This window comes from Shewanella amazonensis SB2B (assembly GCF_000015245.1).
Lineage (GTDB): Bacteria > Pseudomonadota > Gammaproteobacteria > Enterobacterales > Shewanellaceae > Shewanella > Shewanella amazonensis.
Map to the genome: position 1 here is coordinate 1899111 of NC_008700.1, position 23179 is coordinate 1922289.

A 23179-nucleotide genomic window follows, 5' to 3' on the forward strand; every position below is an offset into this window, starting at 1 on the left:
GACCCGGGTAGAAGGGGCATAGGTGAATAGTGCGAGCTGTGGCCTTAGCATGCTGCAGAAGTACAAGCCGTTGGCGAGCGGCGTAAATTTAGCCCTGTTCAAGCCATTGAGACTCGCCGGGGGCGGATGAATTGTTTAGAATTGCAATTTGAGTGACCGCCTTTCGGCTCTTGCCCGTCAGGTGATGTTGCGGCCCGGCCGCTAATCAAGGCAGACTGTTTCTCTGCCCGGGAGTGTTATGCAACTTTTTGTTAAAGATTTAACCGTGCTCGATTTCTCCTACCTTTGCGCCAAGCGCGGCATGGTGGGAGAGAGCTGGATAGTGGATGTGGTCCTCGAAGGTGGACTGGACAGTCAAAACATGGTGCTGGATTTTGCCAAGGTAAAACGCACAATTAAAGACACCATCGACAGAGTGGCCGACCACCGGCTGCTTATCCCAACGGCCTCATCCAATGTACGCTGGCAGCAGCAGGGCGACAGAGTATGGATGGACTTCCACAGTGACGTTGGCAACATACATCTTGCCTGCCCAAGTCAGGCTTTTGCGCTGATTCCTGCGGAACATGTCGACTTTGAAGCCGTGAATGCCTTCCTCCGTAAGGCCCTGCGTGAAGCGCTGCCGGACAACGTCGATGGTATTCACCTTACCCTCAGAACCGAGTCCCTGAGTGGCCCCTTTTACCATTACAGTCATGGTCTTAAAAAGCACGATGGCAATTGCCAGCGTATCGCCCATGGCCATCGCAGCCCGGTGCAGATATTCGAAAATGGTGAAAGTGCCCCCGACTGGGATGCCTACTGGGCCAAGCGCTGGAAAGACATCTACCTGGGTACCGAAGAAGACGTAGTACCCGTGGCCGAGCTAGAGCTGTCGGCCCAATGCCGCATCGATGACAACTCCCACATAGGATTTCGTTACGAGGCGCCCCAGGGGGATTTCCAGCTTGCCATGCCCAGGGCGATTTGCGACATCATTCCCCACGATACAACGGTAGAGCTGCTGGCCGACTTTATGGCCAAGACTCTCGCTGATAAGGTGCCCGGCAGCCACTTTAAAGTCATTGCCTACGAAGGCATTGGCAAAGGTGCCATCGCCGCGGCTGAAATAGCCTCTAGTTGAACCAGTTAACCCAGTAAGATAAAGGATGTGCCGAATGATGAAGCCCTGGATTGCTGCCCTTTTACTGACACTCACCCCTGGCGCAATGGCGCAGATAGAGCTCAGTGGCAAGATGGAGCAGGGCTCGCTTATTCGTGGTAAGGTGCCCGCAGGCAGCAATGTCAGTTTGAACGGCAAGCCGTTGAGAGTGACCCCAGAGGGCGATTTCGCCTTTGGAATTGAGCGTGAAGGCGAGCTTAAGCAAACGCTCGATGTCGTATATCCCGATGGACTCACGGAGTTCAGGCCGCTGACCTTCGCCAAACGGGAATACCGGATTTCTGAAGTAAATGGGATCAGCCAAAAGATCATGAAGCCCGACCCCAAGGCGCAGGAGCGCGCAGCCAAAGACAGCGCCATGACCAAGGCCGCGCGGGCGACTGACTCGGATATCACCGCCTTTGCCAAGCCTTTTATCTGGCCTTTAACCGGCCGTATCTCGGGGGGCTATGGCAGTCAGCGGGTCTACAATGGCGTGCCCGGTAATCCGCACTTTGGGGTGGACGTGGCGGCCAAAACCGGCACTGTGGTGGTGGCGCCCGCAGATGGTGTGGTGACGCTGGCGGTACCGGACATGTTCTACTCAGGCGGCACCCTGATTATCGACCATGGCTATGGCGTAAGCTCGAGCTTCCTGCATTTGTCCAAGCTTTACTTGAATGTGGGGGACAGGGTAAAGCAGGGCGACAAGATTGCCGAAGTCGGTGCCACCGGACGTGCCAATGGCCCGCACCTTGATTGGCGCCTCAACTGGTATCAGATGCGCCTCGATCCGGCTAGTCTGGTGCCATCCATGAAAGAGGTGCTGGCCAGGAAGGACCCCGACAGGGCGGGTAAACAGTAAAGGTTATCGATGCGATAAAAAAACGCCGCAAATGAGTTGCGGCGTTTTTTATTGTCACTCTAAAACCACCTCCTATGGAGGTGGTGATCGTTCTAGTGGGGCTTTGCCCGTAGAATGCCCATGCTAAATACTCCCTCGGTTTGTTACCAGCAAATCAAGGAGTAAGTAGCATGAGCAGATATGAATCCGCGTCTCACGTGTTCTATCGCTGTCAGTATCACCTCGTTTGGACACCGAAGTACAGGTACAAAATCCTAAAAGGTAATCTTGGCAAAGAGCTTTATCGAAGTATCTATGTTTACTGCAACATGAAGAAATGCAGAGTCGTAGAACTGAATGTGCAGGAAGATCATGTTCATCTAGTAGTCAGAACTCCACCGAGTCTAAGCGTGTCGGACTTAATGGGTTTTGTAAAAGGAAGAACGGCAATCAGAATGTTTGCGAAATTTCCGTATTTGAGAAAGCAAAAGCTCTGGGGGAATCACTTTTGGCAAAGACGCTATTTTGTTGACTCGGTAGGAGCGAATGAAGAGATAATCCGCAGATATGTACGGCACCAAGAAAAGACAGCCAAAGAAGAAGAGAAACGGCAGATAGCATTGGGGCTAGAAGGTTAGTTTTTAAGCCCCCTTTTAGGGGGCCGTGTCAAAGCCACCTGCTATGCAGGTGGATTTTTACTTAACTGAATAGATGGCGGCTGTTGACCTTACTGCTGTGTCTGCATCCGTTGATGTAGAGTCGATACAAAGCACGGACTTTGCCTTGCATAAACACCAGCTAAATTGCTTTAAAAACAACAATAAAAGGCCAGTCTCCATCAATTTCATATCGCACTTCGCCGAAAAGGCAAGAACCAGAATGCTTTATGCTCATCATCTGCTCTTAACTTGTCTGACACCTTTACTGTGGATCAAGCCAAGGGCTGTAGCACGGCTCGCTGCTGACCGACTTGTTCCGACATCCGTTAAGAGAGCCGATACTCATAAAATACCTGGCTGTTTTCACCCTGGGATTGGGCGGTAAAGCCCAACTTTTCAAGCAATTTTGCTGATGCCGTATTGGTCTGCTCAACGCCGCCAACAAGGGTTAACCATGACTCTTTGTTGGCCGCTGCGCGAATGAATCCCTGCAGTAATTCAGTGGCCAGGCCTTTGCCCCAATACTCCTGTGCCAGCAAATAGCCGATGTGGGCATGGTGTTCGTTCTCTACGTGGATAAAGAGGAAACCTATTATTTCGCGCGTTTGGGCGTTGATCTGGAGTAACCGGCTGTCTCGCAACGTACGTTCAAGCCACATACTTGCCGAACCGGGAGATGCGACGCCGTGGAAGTAGGGGGGAAGATTTTCAACTACTGCCGGGGTTAAAATTGCGGGCACTCGCTCCAGTAAGTCGGAGCGTTCAGACCAAGCAACGCCATTGGTGATTTCAATCACGCTCAGTCTTTGAGTCTCAAAGGATATTGTCATGTTAACTGCCTGATTGGATGTAGATAATCACCCTGCAAAAACCGGATGATAATCGATTATGACCGATTATGATTGAGCCACGCTGGCTTTGCATCGTTTTGCATCGTTTTGCATCGTTTTGCATCGCTTTGCATCGGCTCCCGCAAGTGCCCTTATACCAGAATTGGGTCAGAGTGATGGATGGGGCCAGAGTCCTGAGTTGGGCATGGTTCGCCGGGAAATTGAGGTACGCAGCCAGAGTAACTGACTTAAGCGCTTTGGGCTGGACGTTTCTCAAAACCAATCACTTTGATGCAGCTTATGGCGTTGGCGGTTTGCCTCTATGTGCAGCTTATTTACCTCATTAAGTGCAAGAGGCATGAGAGGTATAACCCGCTTCAGTTGAGGGGAGTTTACTCCCTGGGAAAGGCATGTTTATCCGCTGCTCACCCGCTGAGAGGGTAAAAAAAGGCGCCGGGGGGCGCCTTTTTAACGGGTCACTGGCATTTGCAGACAGTGATTACTTGGTCAGGTCGATACGATACACAGCATAACCCAGCTCGTCTTTGCCGACCTTGGTCATGGGGCGCTGTTTGTTTTGCTCGATAAAGGCATCGGCCTTGCCGCTGTCCTGGGTTTCGAAACGCACATCCAGCGTCACAGCGCTATTGATGGTCACAAAATCCCAGTTGTAGTCGGCGGTAGGGTTAACCATGCCGTCGTACTTGCCGGTGGTTTCATTGTATTTTGACTCGGCGGTGATGTAGGCAGCCAGTGCTTCACGGTTGGTATCTGGCAGCTCCAGCACCACGTGGTCACTGCCGGTACCGGCAAACTTGCCACCGAAGGCGCGGTAGTTGTTGGAGGCAACAATGAACTCTTTGGTCAGCAGCTCTTCGCCACTGTATACCTTGCCATCGCTGTCTTTAAAGGCCAGATCCACAATACGATTGGCGTTTTCATTCACCACTTTGCAGTCACGGTCGAACTTGCTCGGTTGGGTGACGTCAATCTTGTAGGTCATGCCGTCCAGCACATCGAAGTTGTAGGTAGGGTGACCTGCCCAGTTGATGAGGAACTGCGGCTCGCTCTTGTTTGGGTCAATTTGGTTGAACTGATTGGCTGAGCACTCGAGCCAGTCTTTCAGCTCGGCGCCTGTCGCTTTTACCGCCACCATGGTGTTGGGGTAGAGGTAAAGGTCGGCGGCATTTTTAAAGGTTAACGCGCCCTTGTCCACCTGCACGTACTGGTCGGCATCTGAGGTAGTACCGTGGCGGCCACCGGCCTTGAAGGGGGCCGAGGCCGAAATAACCGGTAAGTGCGCGAGAGATGAGGGCAGCTTGGCCTTCACGTTGGCAATTTGCGCATCAGACACGATTTGCACCGTTGGGTCGTCCTGCACCAGGGTGAGGAAGCTGTACATGTCGGCGGCGGCCACACCAATGGGTTCATCCACAAAGGCGAGGGTGCCCTGATGCTCAAGCTCCACGGCATCGTGGATGTCTTTGTCGGCATCCACCAGTGGCGCCTTGTTGGCACCGTCATAGATGGGGCGTGCTTCAGTCTTTACATCGAGCACTGCCCACTTGCCGTCTTTGCGGGCCAGTTTGAAGTCGACCACACCAAGGTTATCGCCCCAGCGGCCGGGCATTACGGCGGCCACGCCGTTCAGCAGGCCTTTTTCAACGTCGGTATTGGGCAGGTCACTGTAACGTGCATCCGGGAAGATGGAGTGGCTGTGGCCAAACATGATGGCATTGATGCCCTCTACGCGGGTGAGGGCATAGGTGGCGTTTTCAGCCATGGGATCGCCCGGGTTTTCCACCGAGCCAATACCTGAGTGAGGAATAGCGATAATAATATCGGCCCCTTTGGCTTTCATTTCAGGCACGTACTTTTGCGCTGTTTCAAGGATGTCAGCAGGCTCAACCTTGCCGGTGAGGTTTTGTTTGTCCCACAGCATGATTTGCGGTGGTACAAAGCCGATATAGCCGATTTTAATGACGTGTTTATCGCCGTTTTGGTCGATAACTTCTTTTTCTTCAATCAGGTAAGGGGTGAACAGGTGCTCGCCCTTTTTGATGCCTTTCCAGCAGCCGTTATCGTCGGCGCAGTAGACGTTGGCGTTGATGTACGGGAACTCGGCACCGGCCAGGGATTTTTCGAGGAAATCCAGGCCATAGTTAAATTCATGGTTGCCGATGTTACCCACGCTGTATCCCAGCAGATTCATAGCCTTGTAAGCCGGGTGCACGGCGCCTTCGGCAATGCCGATTTTAGCCATATAGTCGCCCATGGGGCTGCCCTGCAGCAGGTCGCCGTTGTCTACCAGTACGTGGTTGGGGGCTTCATGGGCGGCAGCCTTGATAAGGCTGGCGGTGCGGGCCAGGCCTATGGTTGGATCTTCTTTGCCGCTGTAGTAGTTGAAGTCCATGATGTTGGTGTGCAGATCCGTGGTCTCCATCACCCGCAGGTCTACCAGCACCTCTTTTTCCACGTCGTTATTATCAGAGCCGCAGGCGCTGACGCCCAATGCAGCGGCAATGGTTACCGCCAACAGATGTTTTTGATTCATATCCGTATCTCTTGAAATGTTAACCCCGGGCGCGCCTCTGTGGGCACGCTCCATCATCCAACCCAGCGCAACGGCGTTGGGGTCGGGAAGAGTATCAGCTCTAGAGCTTGCAAAAATGTGACCGAAGCGTAGAAAGGGCGTATCAAATTGTGTCTTGTCTCACGGGTGCCGGTTTTCTGAACATATAACGATGGGCTTGGCGCAATCAGCGGTGAATAAAAAAGCGCCCCGGAGGGCGCTTTTAGTATGAGATTCAAACAACTGCCATTACAGCAGGCCGCGGCTCTTGAGCAGTGGCTCGATGCTGGCTTCCTTGCCACGGAATTCGCGGTACAGCTTCATCGGATCTTCGCTGCCGCCCTGAGACAGTACAGTGGCGCGAAATGCGTTGGCGGTATCCTGGTTGAAGATGCCCTTTTCGCGGAAGGCCTCAAAAGCATCCGCGCCGAGGATATCGGCCCAGATGTAGCCATAGTAACCGGCTGAGTAACCACCGGAGAAGATATGGCTGAAGTAGGTTGAGCGGTAACGCGGCGCAATTTCGTCAATCAGGCCCATCTTTTTGAGGCTGGCGGCTTCGAAAGCGGCGGCATCCTGCACTTCGCTGGTCTCAAGGGTGTGCCAGTCGAGGTCCAACTTGGTGGCGGCAAGGTATTCAACGGTGGCAAAGCCCTGATTGAACTTACTGGCGGCCTGGATTTTCTTGACCAGTTCATCGGGGATGACTTCACCGGTTTTGTAGTGTTTGGCAAACTGAGCCAGCACATCTGGCTGAGTCATCCAGTTTTCGGTCACCTGGGATGGAAACTCCACATAGTCCCTTGGTACCGAGGTGCCTGATTGAGCCTCGTACTCAACATTCGACAGCATACCGTGCAGGGCATGGCCAAACTCGTGGAACAGGGTGCTGGCTTCATCGAAGGTCAGCAGCGAAGGTTCAGACGCGGTTGGGCGCGGGTAGTTGAGCACGTTAACGATAATAGGCACCACACGCTCATCACCCAGGCCGCTCTGTGAGCGGTAAGCGTTCATCCAGGCGCCGCCACGCTTGGAGTCGCGGACGTAGTAGTCGCCAAGGAAAATGGCCAGCAGCTTACCGTCTTTATCGAACACTTCCCAGGTACGCACATCTTCATGGTACTTGGGCAGGTCATTACGTTCTTTAAATGTGAGGCCAAACAGTCGGTTGGCGGTATAGAACACGCCTTCGATGGTGGCATCGAGTGAGAAGTAGGGGCGGGTATCCTGTTCGTTAAAGCTGTACTTGGCGACGCGGATTTTGTCGGCGTAGTAATCCCAGTCCCATGGCGCCAGCTTGAAGTTACCACCTTCAGCATCAATCAGCTTTTGCATCTCTGCTACTTCAGACTTGGCCTGATTGATGGCAGCAGGCCATACCTTATCCAGCAGGGCGTAAACGTTGTCCGGGTTTTTCGCCGTGTTTTCTTCCAGCACGTAGTGGGCGTGGGTTTTATACCCCAGAAGCTGTGCACGCTCGGCGCGCAGGGCGGCAATTTCGGCCAGCGCCTTTTTGTTGTCGCGGGCATCGTTGTGATTGGCGCGCTCAACATAGGCTGTGTACAGCTGCTGGCGCAGTTCGCGGTTGTCGGCGTAGGTCAAAAACGGCGTGATGGATGGGCGTGAGGTGGTGAACACCCATTTGCCTTCTTTACCACGGCTCTTGGCGGTAGCGGCAGCCACATCAATCACACTCTGTGGCAGACCGGATAAATCGTCTTTGTTTTCCACCACCAGTTCAAAACTGTTGGTTTCGGCGAGGACATTGTCACCAAACTCCAGACTCAACTTGCCAATTTTTTCGTTCAGCTCACGCAGCTTGGCTTTGCCGGCCTCATCAAGGTTGGCACCGCCGCGGCTGAAGGCCTTGTAGGTGTCTTCCAGAAGGCGACTTTGGGCAGTATTCAGCCCAAGGGTTTCACGCTGCTCATACACGGCTTTTACCCGGGCAAACAGCTTGTCGTTGAGGAAGATATCGTCTCTGGCGGACGACAGCATGGGCGATACTTCCTTGGAGATTGCCTGCAGGCCGGGGGTGGTGTCGGCGGAGGTCAGGTTATAAAACACCGCAGAGACGCGTTTGATGAGTTTGCCGCTTTGCTCCATGGCTTCGATGGTGTTGGCGAAAGAGGGCGCGTCGGGATTGTCGATAATCGCCTGAATTTCAGCCTGTTGACGCTTGATGCCCTCTTCATAGGCAGGCAGGTAATGCGCCTCTTCGATTTTCTCGAAGGCCGGGATGTCCTGATAGGTATTGTAGGGTTCGAAGAAGGGGTTGACTGCGGTAATGGCTGCCTGCTCAGAACCCCCGGTGGTGGCTTCAACGACGGTAGCAGGCGTATTGGCGACCTCGGTCTGTTTGTTTTCGTCGTTGCCGCAGGCCGTGAGGCCCAGAGCCAGCGTCATGGCCACAACAAGCGGCTTGAGGGTTTGTCCCTTCATGGATCGTTTCCTGTATCGAGTGTGTGTGAGATGGCGGCGTGCTGTATGTTTGAATTTTGCGCCTAAGCAGTAAGATATTACCGTTTCAGGCGGCCGCCATCGGGCGTCAGCCCCTTGTGTAACATGTCAGCTTCTGGTCGCCAAGACCCTCGGCAAATTTGTTGTAACAAACCATGAGTAAATGGTTAATTCCTGTGCCTTGGGTGTGGCACACTGAGCCATCTACGCCGTTGGCGGGGCGAGCCGCGTGGCTCCTTTTTTAAAACCAAAAACCATCAATGCCGACAATGAACATGACAATGAAACCTGCCAATCCCTTTACTCTCAGCCGTCTGTCCGCCCTTATTCCCTTATTGCTCACTATCCCCGGCTGGGCCGCAGCGCCTTCACCGGATGCCCAAAGAGTGGCCGCGTATGCGGCGTCGCATTTCCAGCAGGCTCAAATCGATACCTTGAAAACCCTGGTCGGCTACGATACCCGTGCCCGTGACGGCCTGACGCCGGATACCGATCCTGTGTTTGCCGATTTTAAGCGGGCACTCGGGGTAAAAGCCCGGATGCTGGGGCTTGATGTGGAGGACAACGGCTACGTGATGCTGATAAGCCTGTCCCCGGAAGGCGCCGGGACAGATGTGAAAAAGGTTGGGGTGATCACCCACGGTGATGTGCAGCCTGCCGACCCCAGTCTGTGGCCCCAAAGCCCCTATGAATTGACCGAAACGGCCGATGGCAGGTTGGTAGGCCGCGGCGCGGAAGATGACAAAGGGCCTATCGCTACGGCGCTTTATGCCATGAAAGCCATCAAAGACAGCGGTATTGTGCTTAAGCGGCGCATCGAGCTGCTGGTCTACATGGCTGAAGAGTCGGACTGGGAGCCCTTGAAGGACTTTTTGAAAACATATGAGCCTGCCGATATCAATATCACCCTGGATGCCGAGTATCCCGTGGTGACGGGGGAGAAGGGGTGGAGTCAAATCAAGCTCAGCCTGCCCCGCGTCATGGTGAAAGTGGGCGCAGATACGCCGGTGCTAACATATTTCTCTGGCGGCAGCTTTGCCAGCCAAATTCCCCAGCAGGCCAGCGCCGTGATTCAAAACACCAATCCTGAACTGGTAGCCGCGCTCAAAGCCCGAGCCAAGACGTTGCCTATCAAGACTGACTTCATTGATGAGCCGCAAGGGCTCACAATCCATGCCACGGGCAAGGCGGCACATTCGTCCACACCGGAAGATGGCATCAATGCCGTGGCTTACCTCGCCGAGCTTCTCTCACCCACCGCAGATGGCGGCATCCCCGAGTGGCCCATGACCACGGCAGCGGTGACGGTGGATTTTTTACATTCGCTGGTGGGCACAGGGCTTTATGGAGAGCGCTTTGGCAAGCTTGGCTACAGCGATGAGTTTATGGGGCCCATGACACTGGCACCTACTCTTATCACCGAGGGTAAAGAGGGGACAGACGTGACCCTTAATCTGCGCCGTCCGGTGGGGCGCACCCCTGAAGCGCTGGATAAGCTGGCGATTGCAGCGATTCATGGCTGGCAGGATGCCAGGGGGACCCAGGTGGCTGATATAGAGACTTACTGGGGCACTCCCATGCTGATTGACGATGCTCCCCATCTGGAGACGCTGCTTGGGGTGTTTGGCCATTACACCAACACAGCGGGCCCCAAACCCATCGCCATTGGTGGCTCGACCAATGCCAAACTCTTCCCCAATGCCTTAAGCTTTGGCCCAGCCATGCCCGGGATGGAGTACACGGGGCACAGCGAGTACGAATTTATCACCAGGGATCAGCTTAAGCTGAACCTGGAAATGTACACAGCCGCGCTGGTGGAGTTGGCGATGCGCGAGTAATACAGCCTGCCGGTTTTCAGGAAGTAAAAAAGCGCCTCAAAGGCGCTTTTTTATTAAAGGTGCGATTCAACGCGCTTCAGTCCGCGTGTTTTAACGTACGTCAGTAACCCAGGGTTTCGCTGGCGCTTTGACGTGTGTCTGAGGCGCCATAGATGCCTTCTTCAGTCACCACAATTGACTGGGTCGAGCCCATGGCATGTTTGACGTTGACCTTGTGGCCCATGGATTCAAGCAGACGCCGGGTATCCACATTCAGGCTGCGCTCGGTGCGGATTTCATCGGGATACCACTGATGATGAATCCGCGGCGCAATGCTGGCCTCGGCGATGTTCAGGTCGTAATCCACCACGTTCATAATGATTTGCAGCACAGTATTGATGATACGTGAACCACCGGGGCTGCCTGTAACGATAAAGGGCTTGCCGTCTTTCATCACTATGGTGGGGCTCATGGATGACAGCGGCCGCTTTTGTGGTTCAACCGCATTGGCATCGCCACCGAGCAATCCGTAACCATTGGGACTGCCGGGTTTGGCGGCAAAATCATCCATCTCGTTGTTGAGGAGGATGCCGGTACCCCTGGCTACCATGCCTGAGCCGTAGCTGAAGTTCAGGGTATAGGTGTTCGATACCGCATTGCCCCATTTATCGACCACCGAATAGTGGGTAGTCTGGTCGCTCTCATAGGGGGCAAGTTTTCCGGGTTTGATGTCATCGGACGGGGTCGCCTTATTGGCCGCTATGGTCTTGGCAATCGCATCGCCATAGGCCTTGCTGGTCAGCGCCTGGACCGGCACGTTCACAAAGTCAGGGTCGCCCAGATACTCACTGCGATCGGCATAGGCGCGCTTCATGGTTTCGGCCATAAAGTGAATGCTTTGGGCACTGTTATGGCCAAGCTCGCCCATGGGGAAGTGCTCAAGCACATTGAGCATTTGAATGATGTGAATGCCACCTGAGCTTGGCGGTGGCATGGAGACGACTTCCAGCCCTCGGTAATTGCCACGCACCGGCTCGCGCTCCATCACCTTGTAGGCTTTTAGGTCGTCCAGGGTCATGATGCCACCGGCCTCCTGTACCGCAGCCACCAGTTTTTCGGCGGTTTCTCCTTCATAAAAGCCTTTGCTACCGGCCTTGCTGATGCGTTTTAAGCTCTCGGCCAAATCTTTTTGTACCAGACGCTGACCCACTGTTAGGTTTTGCCCCTCGTTGGGGTAAAAAACCTCTGCAGAAGTGGGCCATCTGGCAATCCAGTTTTGCAGTCCTGCCAAGGAGCTCGCCAGCTCGGCGGTGACTTCCACACCGTCTTGGGCGAGCTGTATCGCAGGGGCAATAACCTCCGAAAGGCTCATGGTGCCGTATTTTTTCAGTGCCAGTTCCATGCCCATTACTGTGCCGGGTACGCCCACAGCAAGCCCATGGCTGCGGCTCAACTCATCCACGGCATTGCCGGCTTCATCGAGGAACATATCGCGTTTTGAGGCTTTTGGAGCCGTTTCACGGTAATCGATGGCGATGGTTTTATTGTCTTTGGCCAGATGCACCAGCATAAAACCGCCGCCGCCGAGATTGCCGGCCCGGGGGAGGGTTACCGCCAGGGCAAAACCTACGGCAACAGCCGCATCCACGGCATTGCCGCCTTTTTTGAGGATATCCACGCCGATGCGGGTGGCCAGCGCTTCCTGACTTGAGACCATACCGTACTTGCCAAATATTGGCTGGGCGGTGGCCATTTCACTGAAGATGGCACTGTCATCCAAGGTGGGCTTGGTGGGCAGTTTGGCCTCTGCGGTAAATGTCGCTGCAAAGGGCAGGGCGATGGCAAGGGCGAGTGTCAGCCCTTTTAAGGTAAAGGCACCGGGCCGTGGTTTCATGTTGGATCCCCCAAAAACGTGTTCTTTGTGTTGTATTTTTTACATTTTATGAAGTTGTCACTGTGCCTGCTGCGGTTTGGCTTTGCAACGGTTTTTGTCTTCTTTCCCATGGCGAAAGCGGTCCAATCAGTCGCCAAAGGCAAGCCAAATACCCACAAACGCCATCAGGCTACCGGCAATTCGGTTAAGTAGTGTTAAGTTGTCGCCTCGGCTCAGCAGGGCTTTAAGACTCTTGCCGCCGCTGGCGTACAGCATTAAACAGGCAAACTCGGTGATAAGAATAATGGACAGCAGCGCCATTAACTGGGGTGCCATTGGGCGCTCTACACTGATAAAAGGCGGCAGCAGTGACACCATAAAGGCCCAGCCTTTGGGATTGGCCACGGCGGTCAAAAAGCCCTGACTGATAAGCGCCATGGGATGTGGGCTGGGGCCGGGCTCATTACTCAGCGCAAATTTACCGCGGGAGCGCCACAGATTAATGCCAAGGTAGACCAGATAAGCGCCACCTACGTATTTGAGGGCAGCAAAAAGTTGCGGGTAGTTGAGCATGATGGCGGCAACGCCGAGCACGGCCGCCAGTGCCACCAGGCCCACACCGACCAGTTCGCCCGCCATCATCCAAAGGCTTTTACGCACACCAATACTCATGCCCAGAGTCATGGCCAGTGTCATACACATGCCGGGGGTGATGGAGACAAATAAAAAGGTGGGAATAAATACGGCTAACAGGGTGAAGTCTGGCATGGATTCGAATTCTGATTTCAGGCAAAAATGCTCGGGCTAAGCAGTGTAATTGAAGCCAAGTGTAAGACACAAGTCACAATAAGGGCCGGGGACGCCAGGCAATGGTTTCAGTTCTCAGGTAAGCAAAAAGGCCGCACAGGGCGGCCTTTTTATATATAAAACCTTGGCAACGAGGATGATTTAAAGCACGCCGCGGCGGACCTGATCGCGCTCGATAGATTCAAACAGCGCCTTGAAGTTACCTTCACCGAAACCCAGGTTGTTCTTACGCTGGATGATTTCGATAAAGATAGGACCAAACAGGTTCTTGGTGAAAATCTGCAGCAGGTAGCCGTTTTCATCGCCATCCACCAGAATTTGGTGATGCTTGATGCGCTCACGGTCTTCGGTCACCTGGGGCAGTTTTTCGAAGATGGTGTCGTAGTATTCAGGGATAATGTCCAGTGTCGCAATGGACGAGCCTTCCATTGCATCCAGCGAGGCAACTATGTCACGGCTGCGGAACGCCAGGTGCTGAACGCCCGGGCCATTGTATTCACGCAGGTATTCGTCAATCTGGTTACGATCGTCGCCTTTACCTTCGTTGATAGGGATACAGAAGCTGCCATCCGGTGAACGCAGCGCGTAAGAAATCAGTGCAGTCTGGGAGCCCTTGATGTCGAAGTAGCGCACTTCGGTAAAGCCAAAAACGTCTTTATAGAAGTTTGACCACTGTTCCATGGTGCCCTTGTAGACGTTGTTGGTCAGATGGTCGACTTCCATAAAGCCTTTTTCCTGCACAATCACAGGCTCATCCAGATCAACAAAATCGGTGGCGTAGATGTTGTCATCACCGAAACGGTCGATGAAGTAAATCAGGCTGTCACCAATGCCGTAAATGGCTGGGTAGGGCAGGTCTTTCACGTCATCCGGGGCGGCCTTGGCGCCACGTTCAACCGCGTGCTTGTAGGCATATTCGGCATCTTCCACGCGCCAGCCCATGGAGGTGATGGCCGGGCCGTGAGACTTGGCAAAACCGGCCGAGAAACCGGCGCGGTCACGGTTCATCAAAAAGTTGATGTCGTTTTGCTGGTAGTAGTAGATGTCTTTTTCCTTGTGCTTTTTCAGCATGGAAAAGCCAAAGTCCAGAAAAACCTTGTGCATGAAGTCGTTATCTGGGGTGGCAAACTCGGTAAATTCGATGCCGAGCAGGCCCAGTGGATTGGTTTCGCTTGCCATTGTCTTGTCCTCTTTCAATGGATTGCTGCCTGGAATTGTTGTGATTAGTCTTCGAGCCAGGAGCGGTTGTAATCGGGTGCCATGCAGTTTTTCACGTGTTCGGTCAGCTGCAGTGGCGCAAAGGTGTCTACCATCACGGCGTACTCGTAGGTGTCCTTCTTGCCTATGGAGGCCTCGGTGCGGCCGGGTTGCGGGCCGTGGGCCACGCCTTTCTGGTGCAGGGTGATGTAACCGGCTTCAATGCCGGTGCGGCTCATAAAATCACCGTCGACGTAATAGAGCACTTCGTCACTGTCGATGTTGTTATGGTAGTACGGGGCCGGGATCGCCTGCGGGTGGAAATCATAGGGGCGCGGTACAAAGTTGCAGATAACGAAGTTTCTGGCCACAAACAGCAGGTGATCCGACGGCGGCAGGTGGATTTTACCCACCTTGGGCGCGTATTCGGTGATGTTGAAGGCCCAGGGATAGACAAAACCGTCCCAGCCCACCAAATCAAAGGGATGCCACTCCAGCTGAGTCAGTTGGTACTTATCGCCAAACTTACACACCAGCGGGAAGTTTCCGCGCTCAACCACGGCGTCTTTTAGCTCGGGGACGCGGATATCGCGCTCGCAGTAAGGGGCAGATTCCAGTAGCTGACCGTATTCGTTACGGAAATGCTTAGGGATCTCCACCATGGTGAAAGATTCAATCACGAACAGGCGTACATTGCTGTAATCGTTGAACTTCAGCTGATAAGTCGTGCCGCGCGGAATGACCAGATAGTCCCACTTCTTGACTTCAAGCTCGCCGTATTCAGACAAGAGCACGCCGTCGCCTTCGTGTACAAACACCACTTCATCGGCATAGGCGTTACGGTAAAACTCGTCGGTGTCGGCAGTCACCTTGGCGGTGTAGAGCGCGACATCTGCGTTAAAGAAAATCTTGTTGCGGGCAGAGAAGAAATTGCCTTCACCATCGGCCAGACGTGAGTCCAGCTTATAGTTCTGTACCAGCGAATCGACCCAGGTGTCGCCGTGGGTCAGTGACATAGGGGCCACTTCCAGCGCCTTGGTGGGCATATTGTGGTGGTACTTATTGGAATAGATGTTCGAAAACCCGTGGGTAGAGAACAGCTCTTCGCGGTAAAGCTCTCCATTTTCCTTGGCAAACGCGATATGGCGCTTGTGCGGGATCTGACCTTGCTTCACATAAAATGGCATTTGTTTTTATCCTCTATTGGGCTCGCAGTGGCCCATTTACCCGCCGAATTGGCGCTATATGTGATCTGGGTATCAATTTAGTTGCCGACTTGTACAAAAAAAAGAATAATTAATCGGTAATCATCATCTAAAAATTAGATGGTAAAGGTGGCGTTACGTTTTTGTTCATTGTCTGACCCGGGAGAGCGCCGATGCGCATCGATGTGGATGCCTTTAAGGTATTGGAAGTGCTGGTAGAAGAGGGCAGCTTTGCCAAGGCGGCGGAGCGGCTGCACAAGGCCCAGTCGGCGGTGAGTTACCAGATTAAAAAGCTTGAGCAGCATCTCGGCGTTAGCCTGTTATCCCGGGAGCAATACCGCGCAGAGCTCACCGCCGAAGGGCGGGTAATCCTCGCGGAAGGCCAGCGGCTGTTGTCGCACCTCGCCAATATCGAGCACCTGGCGAGCCGTTTCAGTGAGGGGTGGGAGCCCAAGCTGGAGCTGGTAATTGATGGCGCCTTGCCCATGGAGCCGATCATGACGGCGCTTAAACGTATGGCCGAGCATCAAATTCCCACCAAAATTCAGCTCAATATGGAGTTCCTTGGCGGGGTGCAGCACAGATTCGAGCGCGACAATGCCGATTTGATGCTGGTAAAAGACTATCGCACCGGCCCCTATTATTATGCCAAGCCATTGCCCGCCATCACCAGCGTGTTGCTGGCGGCCCCTCATCATCCGCTGGCGGGGCGTAAAGCCCTTACCCTCACCGAGCTGCAGCAACACGTAGAGCTGACCATTGAAGACTCATCGCCGGTCAAAACCTACCGTGATGAGCTGCAGTTTGGCGGTGACAAGGTATTTTATCTCTCTGGTTTTATTATGAAAAAGAACGCGCTGTTAAAAGGATTGGGTTTTGGTTGGATGCCCGACTTTTTGGTGCGCGATGAGCTTAAAGCGGGTCTGCTTACTGAAATCGACTTTGTGGGCGGTAGCCGTTACACCTTCGTGCCGCAGTTGGTCTCTACGCTGGAACGCCCCCTGGGCCGCGCCGGCAGGCTATTTACAGAACTGATATTGGAAGAATTTGCCAAAGAACCCATGGGGATACCAGAGGGGCTGGGTTAACACCTTACTTGAGTTGTTGACACAGTTGTTTACATTTCGGCTCTGACAAATGACATATTATGTCGTATGTTGAGCCACATCCGTAAAACGTCAGATGGGGAAAAGGATGATGAGACGTTGTCACGAAGTGGACTATGAAATTCGCGGCGAAAGCATGCAGCTGGTGGAAGTGGAGCTGGATCCCGGTGAAACCGTAATTGCCGAGGCCGGTGCCATGACTTACATGGAAGAGGGCATTCAGTTTGAGGCCCGCATGGGTGATGGCTCCCAGCCCGAATCCGGCTTTTTCGGCGCCCTGATGGGCGCTGGCAAGCGTATGCTTACCGGTGAGAGCCTGTTTATGACCCACTTTACCAACCAGGGGCATGGTAAGCGTAGGGTGGCGTTTTCAGCACCTTACCCCGGTACCTTGCTGGCGCTGGATATGGCCGAGCTTGGCGGCGAGCTGATTTTGCAAAAAGACAGTTTCCTCGCAGCAGCCTTGGGAACCCAAATCACCATGACCTTTAACAAGCGCCTGGGTACCGGTTTCTTTGGAGGTGAAGGTTTTATCATGCAAAAGCTCAAGGGTGATGGCATGGCCTTTGTTCACGCCGGTGGCACCCTTATCAAGAAGGAACTCAAGGGCGAGACGTTGCGGGTGGATACCGGCTGTTTGGTGGGCTTTACCCCCGGCATCGATTACGACATTCAGCGGGCCGGCTCGCTTAAGTCCATGGTATTTGGTGGTGAAGGTCTGTTTTTGGCTACCCTCAGTGGTCATGGCACTGTGTGGCTGCAAAGCCTGCCATTCTCCCGTATGGCCGATCGTATTATCGCCCATGCGCCGTCGGCGGGTGGTTCCAGCCGTGGTGAAGGTTCGGTGCTTGGCGGCCTTGGCCGCATGCTGGATGGCGATTGATAAATTAGGCTGGCAGTATCTTTGCCTGCCACAGCTGACATTAATCATAAAAAGGGAGCCTTTGGCTCCCTTTTTTACATCACAATGATGAACAGCAATATTACTCGTTGATAATATCGATAATTTTGCGGGTCTTATCGTGAATTTTAAACAAAGAATCATCGATACGTATGGTCACTTCACCGCCAATTCCGATAGGGCCAACCCGCACACCGCGTTCGTAAATGTCCAGATCCAGAATATCGCCGCGATGATACTTTTTCTGCCAACCAGGGGGCAGAGGTTCACCCTTGGCGACCTTCTTTTGCAGACCGGGCGGCAAGTCCTTCCCATCTGAGCGGTATTCATTGTAGGACTTGTCTTTATGATCCTTGTGCTCTTTATGGTCCTTGTCGTTTTTGGCCGTCGCACCTGTGCTGAGTGCTGTCGCCAGCATCAAAAACATCCATTTGTTTTTCATTGGACTCTCCTGAACCTCATTCGAGGTACGCGTTAAAGGGATTCACCAGCCATCTGGTGGATGAGTTGCCAATGGATTTCATCCACTGGCTGTATACTTAACCGCGATCCTTTTTGTACCAACAGCATATCGGTCAACCCTGGGTGACTCTTGATGGCTGTGAGGGTCACAGGTTTTGTAAATTCTTTCACAAAACGTATATCCAGTTGAAGCCAGCGGGGCGAATCAGGACTGGATTTGGGATCAAAATAATCCGACTCAGGATCCCAGGCACTGCTATCAGGGTAGACGTCGCTGGCGATTTCGGCGACGCCGACAATGGCAGGAACCTTGCAGCTGGAATGGTAGAAAAATACCCTGTCACCAACCTTCATGGCATCCCGCATAAAGTTGCGGGCCTGATAATTGCGGATCCCATGCCAGCCTTCTGTTTGCTGTGGCCTGGCGGCCAGATCTCGGATGCTGAATTCATCAGGCTCCGATTTCATTAACCAGTAGTTCATTGCACTTCCACTTTATTGCAAGAGTTGCCAGTGTAAGGCCAACTTGGCGCGCTGCAAAGGGCGGCAGCAATTCCCCGAATACAACGCGGGCAATCTTTCCACGCCTCGACTAGCTGTCTCATGCTCCGGCTGATGACGTTGCTATACTTGATTCTGAGTTTATTCAGAGGCTGCCCATATCGCCAAGACACACGTTATGCTGCCAAGACGACTGCTATCAAGTCCAATGCACTTGTTCAGGCCAATGTGGCTGGTGTTGATCCTGTCACTTGCCGGATTTGGCGTTGCCAACGGGGTAAACGCCACGGTCGTCAGGCTCACATCACTTAACTGGCCACCTTATTCGGGGCAAGGCCTGCCATCCGAAGGTGCTGCTGTGGCTGTGGCAAAGGCCGCTTTTGCCGCTATGGGTTATCAACTTGAGGTGGACTTTTATCCGTGGAGTCGGGCGGTGAAACTGGCCCACCAAAGCAATACACCCTACGTTGGGTATTTCCCCGAATACTACTTCGACACAGTGCAATTTGTGTTTTCCCATCCCATGGGCATGAGTCCATTGGGACTGCTTGAGCACAAGAGCCGTCCCATCAGTTGGGTGTCGGTTAAGGATCTTCGCAACTACCGGCTGGGGGTTGTACAGGATTATGTGAATACCGAAGAACTGGACAGGGCCATCGCCGATGACCTTCAGCCAGCTGAGCAGGTGACATCAGATGAGTTCAACATCAAAAAGGTCGCGGCGGGTCGTATTGATGCGGCCGTGATAGATGTTTACGTCATGCGCTATTTGCTTAAACAGAGCAGGCTACAGGGTGTGGCCGATAAAGTGCAAATTAACAGCCAGTTATTGGCAAACAAGAACCTTTATATTGCCTTTAAGAATACGCCGGAAGGTCATCGCTGGCAGGCCATTTTCAATGAAGGCCTGCAGCGAATTGATGCGGCAGAAATCATGGCAGATCACTTGCCGGAGTAAGAAACTCTTCACGCACGAGTAACGACTGTGCGTCCAATCGGGGTCAGGCTGAGCAGAGCCAATTTAAGGTGCTGTATGCCGAATGGAATGCCGATAATGGTGATAAAGCAGGCCAGTGCGTGGCCAATGTGACCAATGGCAAGCCAGATCCCAAACAGCAAAAACCATATAACGTTGCCCACCATGCCAAGGGGGCCTGTCCCCAAATCTTCCAGGCCGGTAAGCTCGCGGCGGGAGACATGGTCCTGTCCAAAGGGCCAAAACGCCATTTCACCAATTACGAAACAGGCTCGTCCGAAGGGAATGCCGATAATACTGATAAAGCACAGCACACCAGCAAGCCACCAGGCCAGCCCCATGACAAAGCCACCAAGTACAAACCACGCGATATTAAATATAAGCCTGAGCAGGGCCATATGTTCTCCTGTAAACGATGCGTCCATCTTCGATTGGTAAAAACTAAGCAAAATCAAGGCCATCTATTTATTTTTTTGAATATCAATGACATATTGATGTTTCTTGCTGCGGAGTTAGTGTGTTTCACCATACCGGTTGGTATAAATGACCAGCTGTAAGCTGAAACCCGGCTCAAGTCGCGTTAGACTTGGCATCTCTTGGTCACCCTTTCCCTCTCTGAGAAGCGCTTACCCATGCCCAGTCCCAGCCCAGTAGATCCCTTTTCCTTTTTTGGCCACAGTTTGTGGATTAAACGGGACGATTTATTGCCTGAACCCTTCAGTGGCAATAAGGGGCGTAAATTTGCCAGTTTGCTGGCTGACAGCTTTGATGGCGTGCAAACCCTGATTGGCTATGGTTCGCCCCAGTCCAATTCGCTTTATTCGCTGGCGGCGTTGGCGAGCAGGCGTGGCTGGCAACTGGAGTTCTATGTGGACCACATCGCCGCAAGCATCTATCGGGGGGAAGAGGGCAATTATGGCGGCGCGCTGGCACTTGGCGCCACGGTAATCACAGTACCAGAGCCAAATATCTCGCCCCGTGAATACATCGAGTCAATTCGCTTAAAGCAGATGGACGCTGACGCGTGTCTCTATGTGCCGGAAGGTGGACGATGCGCCCTCGCGCGCAGGGGTGTGCATACGCTTGGTCGCGAAATTGCGGATTGGGCAGCCGCCCGTGGCGTGGCTCATCTGAACGTGTTTCTGCCGTCCGGCACAGGCACCACGGCACTTTACCTCAGTGAGTATTTCCATCAGCAGCATTGTGATATCAGGGTGGTGACTTGCCCTGTGGTGGGGGATGGCGATTATCTTTTTGACCAGTTTGCTGAATTAAGTGCCGACAGTCACATTTACCCCGAGGTGGTTGGAGACGCCCATCATTACGCCAAACTCAAGCGTGATGAGCTGGAGATTTGGCTGGCTATGCGGCGCCAGGGGCTGGAATTTGAGTTGTTGTACGATCCTTGCGGGCTGCTGGTATTGAAGTCACTGCTGGATGCCAATGCAGAGGGAAACTGGCTGTACCTGCATCAGGGTGGGCTTAGGGGGAATGTGTCCATGTTGCCCCGCTATCGGCGCAAGTTTGCACAGTTATTCGAACGAGATGTCGCCTGAGCGGAAAGCACCTGTGAAATTGTGCTCTCTGCGCAGGCGTTGGGAGTATCGCTTGGGAAAGTGAGAGGAAAAGGGAAATTCCCAGCGAAATGTTACTTATTGCTGCTCAGCAGCCACTTCATGAATCTAAGCGCTTCGGTACGCTTCGAGAAGGTCCGCCTGTTCTTACCGTGCTTGTCGGTAAAGGCGATTGAGCTTTTATTGAGGGAGATGGAATCTACCGGAAATGCCACGCTGATTTCATGGCCATCTAATTTGTATGACATAAGCCACACTCCTTATTTCTTTGTCGCCATTTAAGGGCGAAATTAATCTAACTATAAAATATCCTTAGCAAAAATATGCAAAAGACGGTTGTGAGGACCACCGAGACTAGCGTATTGATGCCAGGTTTGCAAGTTAGCCGCCCCGATGAAGTCAATCTAAACCGTCTGACACGGGCGATTCAGTGCATTTGAACAGAGTAAGATGACGCTGGGATGACACAGAAAAGAAACTTACGCCCTCAGCGTTAATTACCGCAGTATTTGGCGGCAACAATCAATTCTGCCCCTCTAAAACCTTGGATGACAACACTGTGAAAATATTGTGCCGGTGATAATATCCAGAGGTTACCCGAGTGATGGAATCGTACTATGAAACGGATTTATCAGGTTTTTATCCTGTTTTGTTTTGCATTGTTCAGCAGTTTGAGCATGGCCAATTCGTCCCTGACCTTGATGCAGGCGCTGGATAAGTCCAGTGAGATAGAGGAGGTGCAAGCCCCGACGCCCGAGCAATACTCATACCGCGATCCTCTGTGGCGGGATACCCCCAGAGGTGCGTTACAGGGATTCTTGAAAGCGGCCTGGGATCAGGATTACGCCCGGGCTTCGGAGTACTTGGACTTGCGATTTTTGCCGGGCCGGATGAGCCCTGCTCAAGGGGAAAAGTATGCACGGGATCTGCAAGCCATTCTGGACCGTAACATCTGGATTGACCTGGGCACAGTGAATGACACGCCACAGGGCAATGAGCAGGATAATCTGCCAGCCTATCGCGATGCATTTGCCCGTATTCAGGTGGGTAACAAGGATGCGGTGTTTTTTCTGCAGCGCGTGCCTGATGCTGATATCGGCAGTATCTGGAAAATCTCCAATGCCACCATAGCCCAGGTGCCGACACTTTACGAAAAGCTGGGGTATGGACCTTGGGTAGAATGGTTTATTGCCCACGTGCCAGAGGGACGACTATTCAGGCTTAACCTTTGGGAATGGGCTTTTATGCTCACATTCCTGACGGCATCATTGTTGTTGGTGATCCCGGTTACCTGGATTGTGAAATGGCTGCTGCTGAGGACCCAATGGCAACACAAGGAGGAAACAGCCGCGATAGTCACAGGGCCACTGTGCTTTTTTATGGCTGTGATGCTCAATAAGGCGGCGATTCTACAAACGACCTTGCCGGTGATGACCAAAGAGCTTATCGATACCGGGGTGTTTTTAGTGCTGACATTGGTGTGGCTGCTCTGGTCGCTGATGGGACTCATGCAAAGTGTGCTCAAGGCACGCTGGACGGAAAAGGGCAGTAAGCAGGCCGCCTCACTGCTGCGGCCATTGACCAATTTCTTGCGCATTTTTATGTTGGCAATGGTGTCGCTGATTTGGTTGCAACATCTGGGTTTCAATGTGGGGGCGATTCTGGCGGGGATGGGTATTGGTGGCATCGCGTTGGCGCTGGCCTCCAAACAGTCCATCGAAAACTTTATTGGCACTGTGACCCTGTATTCATCTGCTCCGCTCAAAGTAGGTAACCTGTGTAAGCTGGGCAGTTTGCGGGGCACAGTGGAAGAGATTGGTCTGCGCTGTACCCGTATTCGCACCCTCGACCGGTCTGTGATCCATATTCCCAATGCCAAGCTGGCGGAAATGGAAATTGAAAACATCTCAGAGCGGGAAAAAATCCGCTTTAAAACCGATATCCGCCTGGATTACAACACCAGCGCCGAGCAAATCAAAAAAATCACAGAAGATATCAAAGTCTTGCTTGAAACTACTGATAAGGTTAACGAAAAGCCTCTGAGGGTCACCTTCAGCGGTTTTGGCTTGCACGGACTTGAAATCAATGTATTTGCCTATGTGGGTACTACGAGTTTGCCGACGTACCAACAGGTGGCACACGAGCTGAATCTCGGCATTATGGAAATCGTGGCCAAACACGGCTCCAAGGTGGTGCCGGCCATCGCGCCGGTAGCGCCTTAAGCTGACGTTTTCATAAGACGCCCGAATGCACT

20 protein-coding genes are annotated in these 23179 nt (G+C 53.1%); 9 read left to right on the forward strand and 11 right to left on the reverse strand.

The features are described 5' to 3' along the window. Positions 1–238: 238 nt before the first annotated feature. From SAMA_RS08130 to tnpA, 3 genes are all read left to right on the forward strand, one after another. Positions 239–1123, forward strand: a complete 885-nt coding sequence (locus SAMA_RS08130) for a 6-carboxytetrahydropterin synthase (protein ID WP_011759674.1) — start codon at positions 239–241, stop codon at positions 1121–1123. A 37-nt stretch (positions 1124–1160) separates the two neighbouring features. After that, positions 1161–2006 carry a M23 family metallopeptidase gene (locus SAMA_RS08135; RefSeq protein ID WP_408640223.1) on the forward strand — a complete coding sequence of 282 codons (846 nt, stop codon included), beginning with the start codon at positions 1161–1163 and terminating at the stop codon, positions 2004–2006. Between the two features lie 170 nt (positions 2007–2176). Next, complete coding sequence (gene tnpA, locus SAMA_RS08140; protein WP_011759676.1) at positions 2177–2623, forward strand: IS200/IS605-like element ISSham1 family transposase; 447 nt, start codon at positions 2177–2179, stop codon at positions 2621–2623. Between the two features lie 347 nt (positions 2624–2970). On the opposite strand, the gene SAMA_RS08145 is transcribed toward tnpA, so the two are convergent. From SAMA_RS08145 to SAMA_RS08155, 3 genes are all read right to left on the reverse strand, one after another. After that, positions 2971–3474 (reverse strand): GNAT family N-acetyltransferase, encoded by a 504-nt coding sequence (locus SAMA_RS08145; protein WP_011759677.1) that lies wholly within the window; start codon positions 3472–3474, stop codon positions 2971–2973. A 499-nt stretch (positions 3475–3973) separates the two neighbouring features. Continuing rightward, positions 3974–6028: a bifunctional 2',3'-cyclic-nucleotide 2'-phosphodiesterase/3'-nucleotidase gene (locus SAMA_RS08150; protein ID WP_041409734.1), complete on the reverse strand. Its 2055-nt coding sequence runs from the start codon at positions 6026–6028 to the stop codon at positions 3974–3976. Between the two features lie 267 nt (positions 6029–6295). Next, positions 6296–8488, reverse strand: a complete 2193-nt coding sequence (locus SAMA_RS08155; protein ID WP_011759679.1) for a M3 family metallopeptidase — start codon at positions 8486–8488, stop codon at positions 6296–6298. A gap of 299 nt (positions 8489–8787) precedes the next feature. Between SAMA_RS08155 and SAMA_RS08160 the strand changes: the two genes are divergently transcribed. Next, a complete protein-coding gene (locus SAMA_RS08160; protein ID WP_041409735.1) occupies positions 8788–10344 on the forward strand; it encodes a dipeptidase in 1557 nt (518 codons plus the stop codon). Positions 10345–10444: 100 nt separating this feature from the next. Here SAMA_RS08160 and ggt read toward each other — a convergent pair whose 3' ends face one another. From ggt to SAMA_RS08180, 4 genes are all read right to left on the reverse strand, one after another. Further along, positions 10445–12217 (reverse strand): gamma-glutamyltransferase, encoded by a 1773-nt coding sequence (ggt, locus tag SAMA_RS08165; RefSeq protein WP_011759681.1) that lies wholly within the window; start codon positions 12215–12217, stop codon positions 10445–10447. 126 nt (positions 12218–12343) lie between these two features. Continuing rightward, a complete protein-coding gene (locus SAMA_RS08170) occupies positions 12344–12964 on the reverse strand; it encodes a LysE family translocator (RefSeq protein WP_011759682.1) in 621 nt (206 codons plus the stop codon). A 180-nt stretch (positions 12965–13144) separates the two neighbouring features. After that, positions 13145–14182: a 4-hydroxyphenylpyruvate dioxygenase gene (gene hppD, locus SAMA_RS08175; RefSeq protein ID WP_011759683.1), complete on the reverse strand. Its 1038-nt coding sequence runs from the start codon at positions 14180–14182 to the stop codon at positions 13145–13147. Between the two features lie 44 nt (positions 14183–14226). Next, positions 14227–15387, reverse strand: coding sequence for a homogentisate 1,2-dioxygenase (locus SAMA_RS08180; RefSeq protein ID WP_011759684.1), 1161 nt, complete (start codon positions 15385–15387; stop codon positions 14227–14229). A gap of 191 nt (positions 15388–15578) precedes the next feature. Here SAMA_RS08180 and SAMA_RS08185 point away from each other — a divergent pair, with 191 nt between their 5' ends. Beyond that, a complete protein-coding gene (locus SAMA_RS08185) occupies positions 15579–16493 on the forward strand; it encodes a LysR family transcriptional regulator (protein WP_011759685.1) in 915 nt (304 codons plus the stop codon). A 106-nt stretch (positions 16494–16599) separates the two neighbouring features. Beyond that, positions 16600–17394: a TIGR00266 family protein gene (locus SAMA_RS08190; protein WP_011759686.1), complete on the forward strand. Its 795-nt coding sequence runs from the start codon at positions 16600–16602 to the stop codon at positions 17392–17394. A gap of 100 nt (positions 17395–17494) precedes the next feature. On the opposite strand, the gene SAMA_RS08195 is transcribed toward SAMA_RS08190, so the two are convergent. Then, entirely contained in the window at positions 17495–17854 is a 360-nt protein-coding gene (locus SAMA_RS08195; RefSeq protein WP_011759687.1) for a hypothetical protein, read from the reverse strand. 32 nt (positions 17855–17886) lie between these two features. Next, a complete protein-coding gene (locus tag SAMA_RS08200; RefSeq protein WP_011759688.1) occupies positions 17887–18357 on the reverse strand; it encodes an EVE domain-containing protein in 471 nt (156 codons plus the stop codon). A gap of 226 nt (positions 18358–18583) precedes the next feature. Between SAMA_RS08200 and SAMA_RS08205 the strand changes: the two genes are divergently transcribed. Beyond that, positions 18584–19333 carry a substrate-binding periplasmic protein gene (locus tag SAMA_RS08205; protein ID WP_041409736.1) on the forward strand — a complete coding sequence of 250 codons (750 nt, stop codon included), beginning with the start codon at positions 18584–18586 and terminating at the stop codon, positions 19331–19333. Between the two features lie 8 nt (positions 19334–19341). Here SAMA_RS08205 and SAMA_RS08210 read toward each other — a convergent pair whose 3' ends face one another. Continuing rightward, positions 19342–19749, reverse strand: a complete 408-nt coding sequence (locus SAMA_RS08210) for a YccF domain-containing protein (RefSeq protein WP_011759690.1) — start codon at positions 19747–19749, stop codon at positions 19342–19344. A 234-nt stretch (positions 19750–19983) separates the two neighbouring features. On the opposite strand from SAMA_RS08210, the gene SAMA_RS08215 reads away from it, so the two are divergent. Further along, on the forward strand, positions 19984–20907 hold the full coding sequence (locus tag SAMA_RS08215) for a pyridoxal-phosphate dependent enzyme (RefSeq protein ID WP_011759691.1): 924 nt from the start codon (positions 19984–19986) through the stop codon (positions 20905–20907). Between the two features lie 92 nt (positions 20908–20999). On the opposite strand, the gene SAMA_RS19510 is transcribed toward SAMA_RS08215, so the two are convergent. Next, complete coding sequence (locus SAMA_RS19510; protein WP_086015245.1) at positions 21000–21173, reverse strand: hypothetical protein; 174 nt, start codon at positions 21171–21173, stop codon at positions 21000–21002. Between the two features lie 369 nt (positions 21174–21542). On the opposite strand from SAMA_RS19510, the gene SAMA_RS08220 reads away from it, so the two are divergent. Then, positions 21543–23147, forward strand: a complete 1605-nt coding sequence (locus tag SAMA_RS08220) for a mechanosensitive ion channel family protein (RefSeq protein WP_011759693.1) — start codon at positions 21543–21545, stop codon at positions 23145–23147. The last annotated feature ends 32 nt before the right edge of the window (positions 23148–23179 follow it).

Coding starts and splice junctions, on each gene's coding strand:
- SAMA_RS08130 (WP_011759674.1), top strand. CDS start 239: ATGCAACTTTTTGTTAAAGATTTAACCGTGCTCGATTTCTCCTACCTT.
- SAMA_RS08135 (WP_408640223.1), top strand. CDS start 1,161: ATGAAGCCCTGGATTGCTGCCCTTTTACTGACACTCACCCCTGGCGCA.
- tnpA (WP_011759676.1), top strand. CDS start 2,177: ATGAGCAGATATGAATCCGCGTCTCACGTGTTCTATCGCTGTCAGTAT.
- SAMA_RS08145 (WP_011759677.1), bottom strand. CDS start 3,474: ATGACAATATCCTTTGAGACTCAAAGACTGAGCGTGATTGAAATCACC.
- SAMA_RS08150 (WP_041409734.1), bottom strand. CDS start 6,028: ATGAATCAAAAACATCTGTTGGCGGTAACCATTGCCGCTGCATTGGGC.
- SAMA_RS08155 (WP_011759679.1), bottom strand. CDS start 8,488: ATGAAGGGACAAACCCTCAAGCCGCTTGTTGTGGCCATGACGCTGGCT.
- SAMA_RS08160 (WP_041409735.1), top strand. CDS start 8,788: ATGAAACCTGCCAATCCCTTTACTCTCAGCCGTCTGTCCGCCCTTATT.
- ggt (WP_011759681.1), bottom strand. CDS start 12,217: ATGAAACCACGGCCCGGTGCCTTTACCTTAAAAGGGCTGACACTCGCC.
- SAMA_RS08170 (WP_011759682.1), bottom strand. CDS start 12,964: ATGCCAGACTTCACCCTGTTAGCCGTATTTATTCCCACCTTTTTATTT.
- hppD (WP_011759683.1), bottom strand. CDS start 14,182: ATGGCAAGCGAAACCAATCCACTGGGCCTGCTCGGCATCGAATTTACC.
- SAMA_RS08180 (WP_011759684.1), bottom strand. CDS start 15,387: ATGCCATTTTATGTGAAGCAAGGTCAGATCCCGCACAAGCGCCATATC.
- SAMA_RS08185 (WP_011759685.1), top strand. CDS start 15,579: ATGCGCATCGATGTGGATGCCTTTAAGGTATTGGAAGTGCTGGTAGAA.
- SAMA_RS08190 (WP_011759686.1), top strand. CDS start 16,600: ATGATGAGACGTTGTCACGAAGTGGACTATGAAATTCGCGGCGAAAGC.
- SAMA_RS08195 (WP_011759687.1), bottom strand. CDS start 17,854: ATGAAAAACAAATGGATGTTTTTGATGCTGGCGACAGCACTCAGCACA.
- SAMA_RS08200 (WP_011759688.1), bottom strand. CDS start 18,357: ATGAACTACTGGTTAATGAAATCGGAGCCTGATGAATTCAGCATCCGA.
- SAMA_RS08205 (WP_041409736.1), top strand. CDS start 18,584: ATGCACTTGTTCAGGCCAATGTGGCTGGTGTTGATCCTGTCACTTGCC.
- SAMA_RS08210 (WP_011759690.1), bottom strand. CDS start 19,749: ATGGCCCTGCTCAGGCTTATATTTAATATCGCGTGGTTTGTACTTGGT.
- SAMA_RS08215 (WP_011759691.1), top strand. CDS start 19,984: ATGCCCAGTCCCAGCCCAGTAGATCCCTTTTCCTTTTTTGGCCACAGT.
- SAMA_RS19510 (WP_086015245.1), bottom strand. CDS start 21,173: ATGTCATACAAATTAGATGGCCATGAAATCAGCGTGGCATTTCCGGTA.
- SAMA_RS08220 (WP_011759693.1), top strand. CDS start 21,543: ATGAAACGGATTTATCAGGTTTTTATCCTGTTTTGTTTTGCATTGTTC.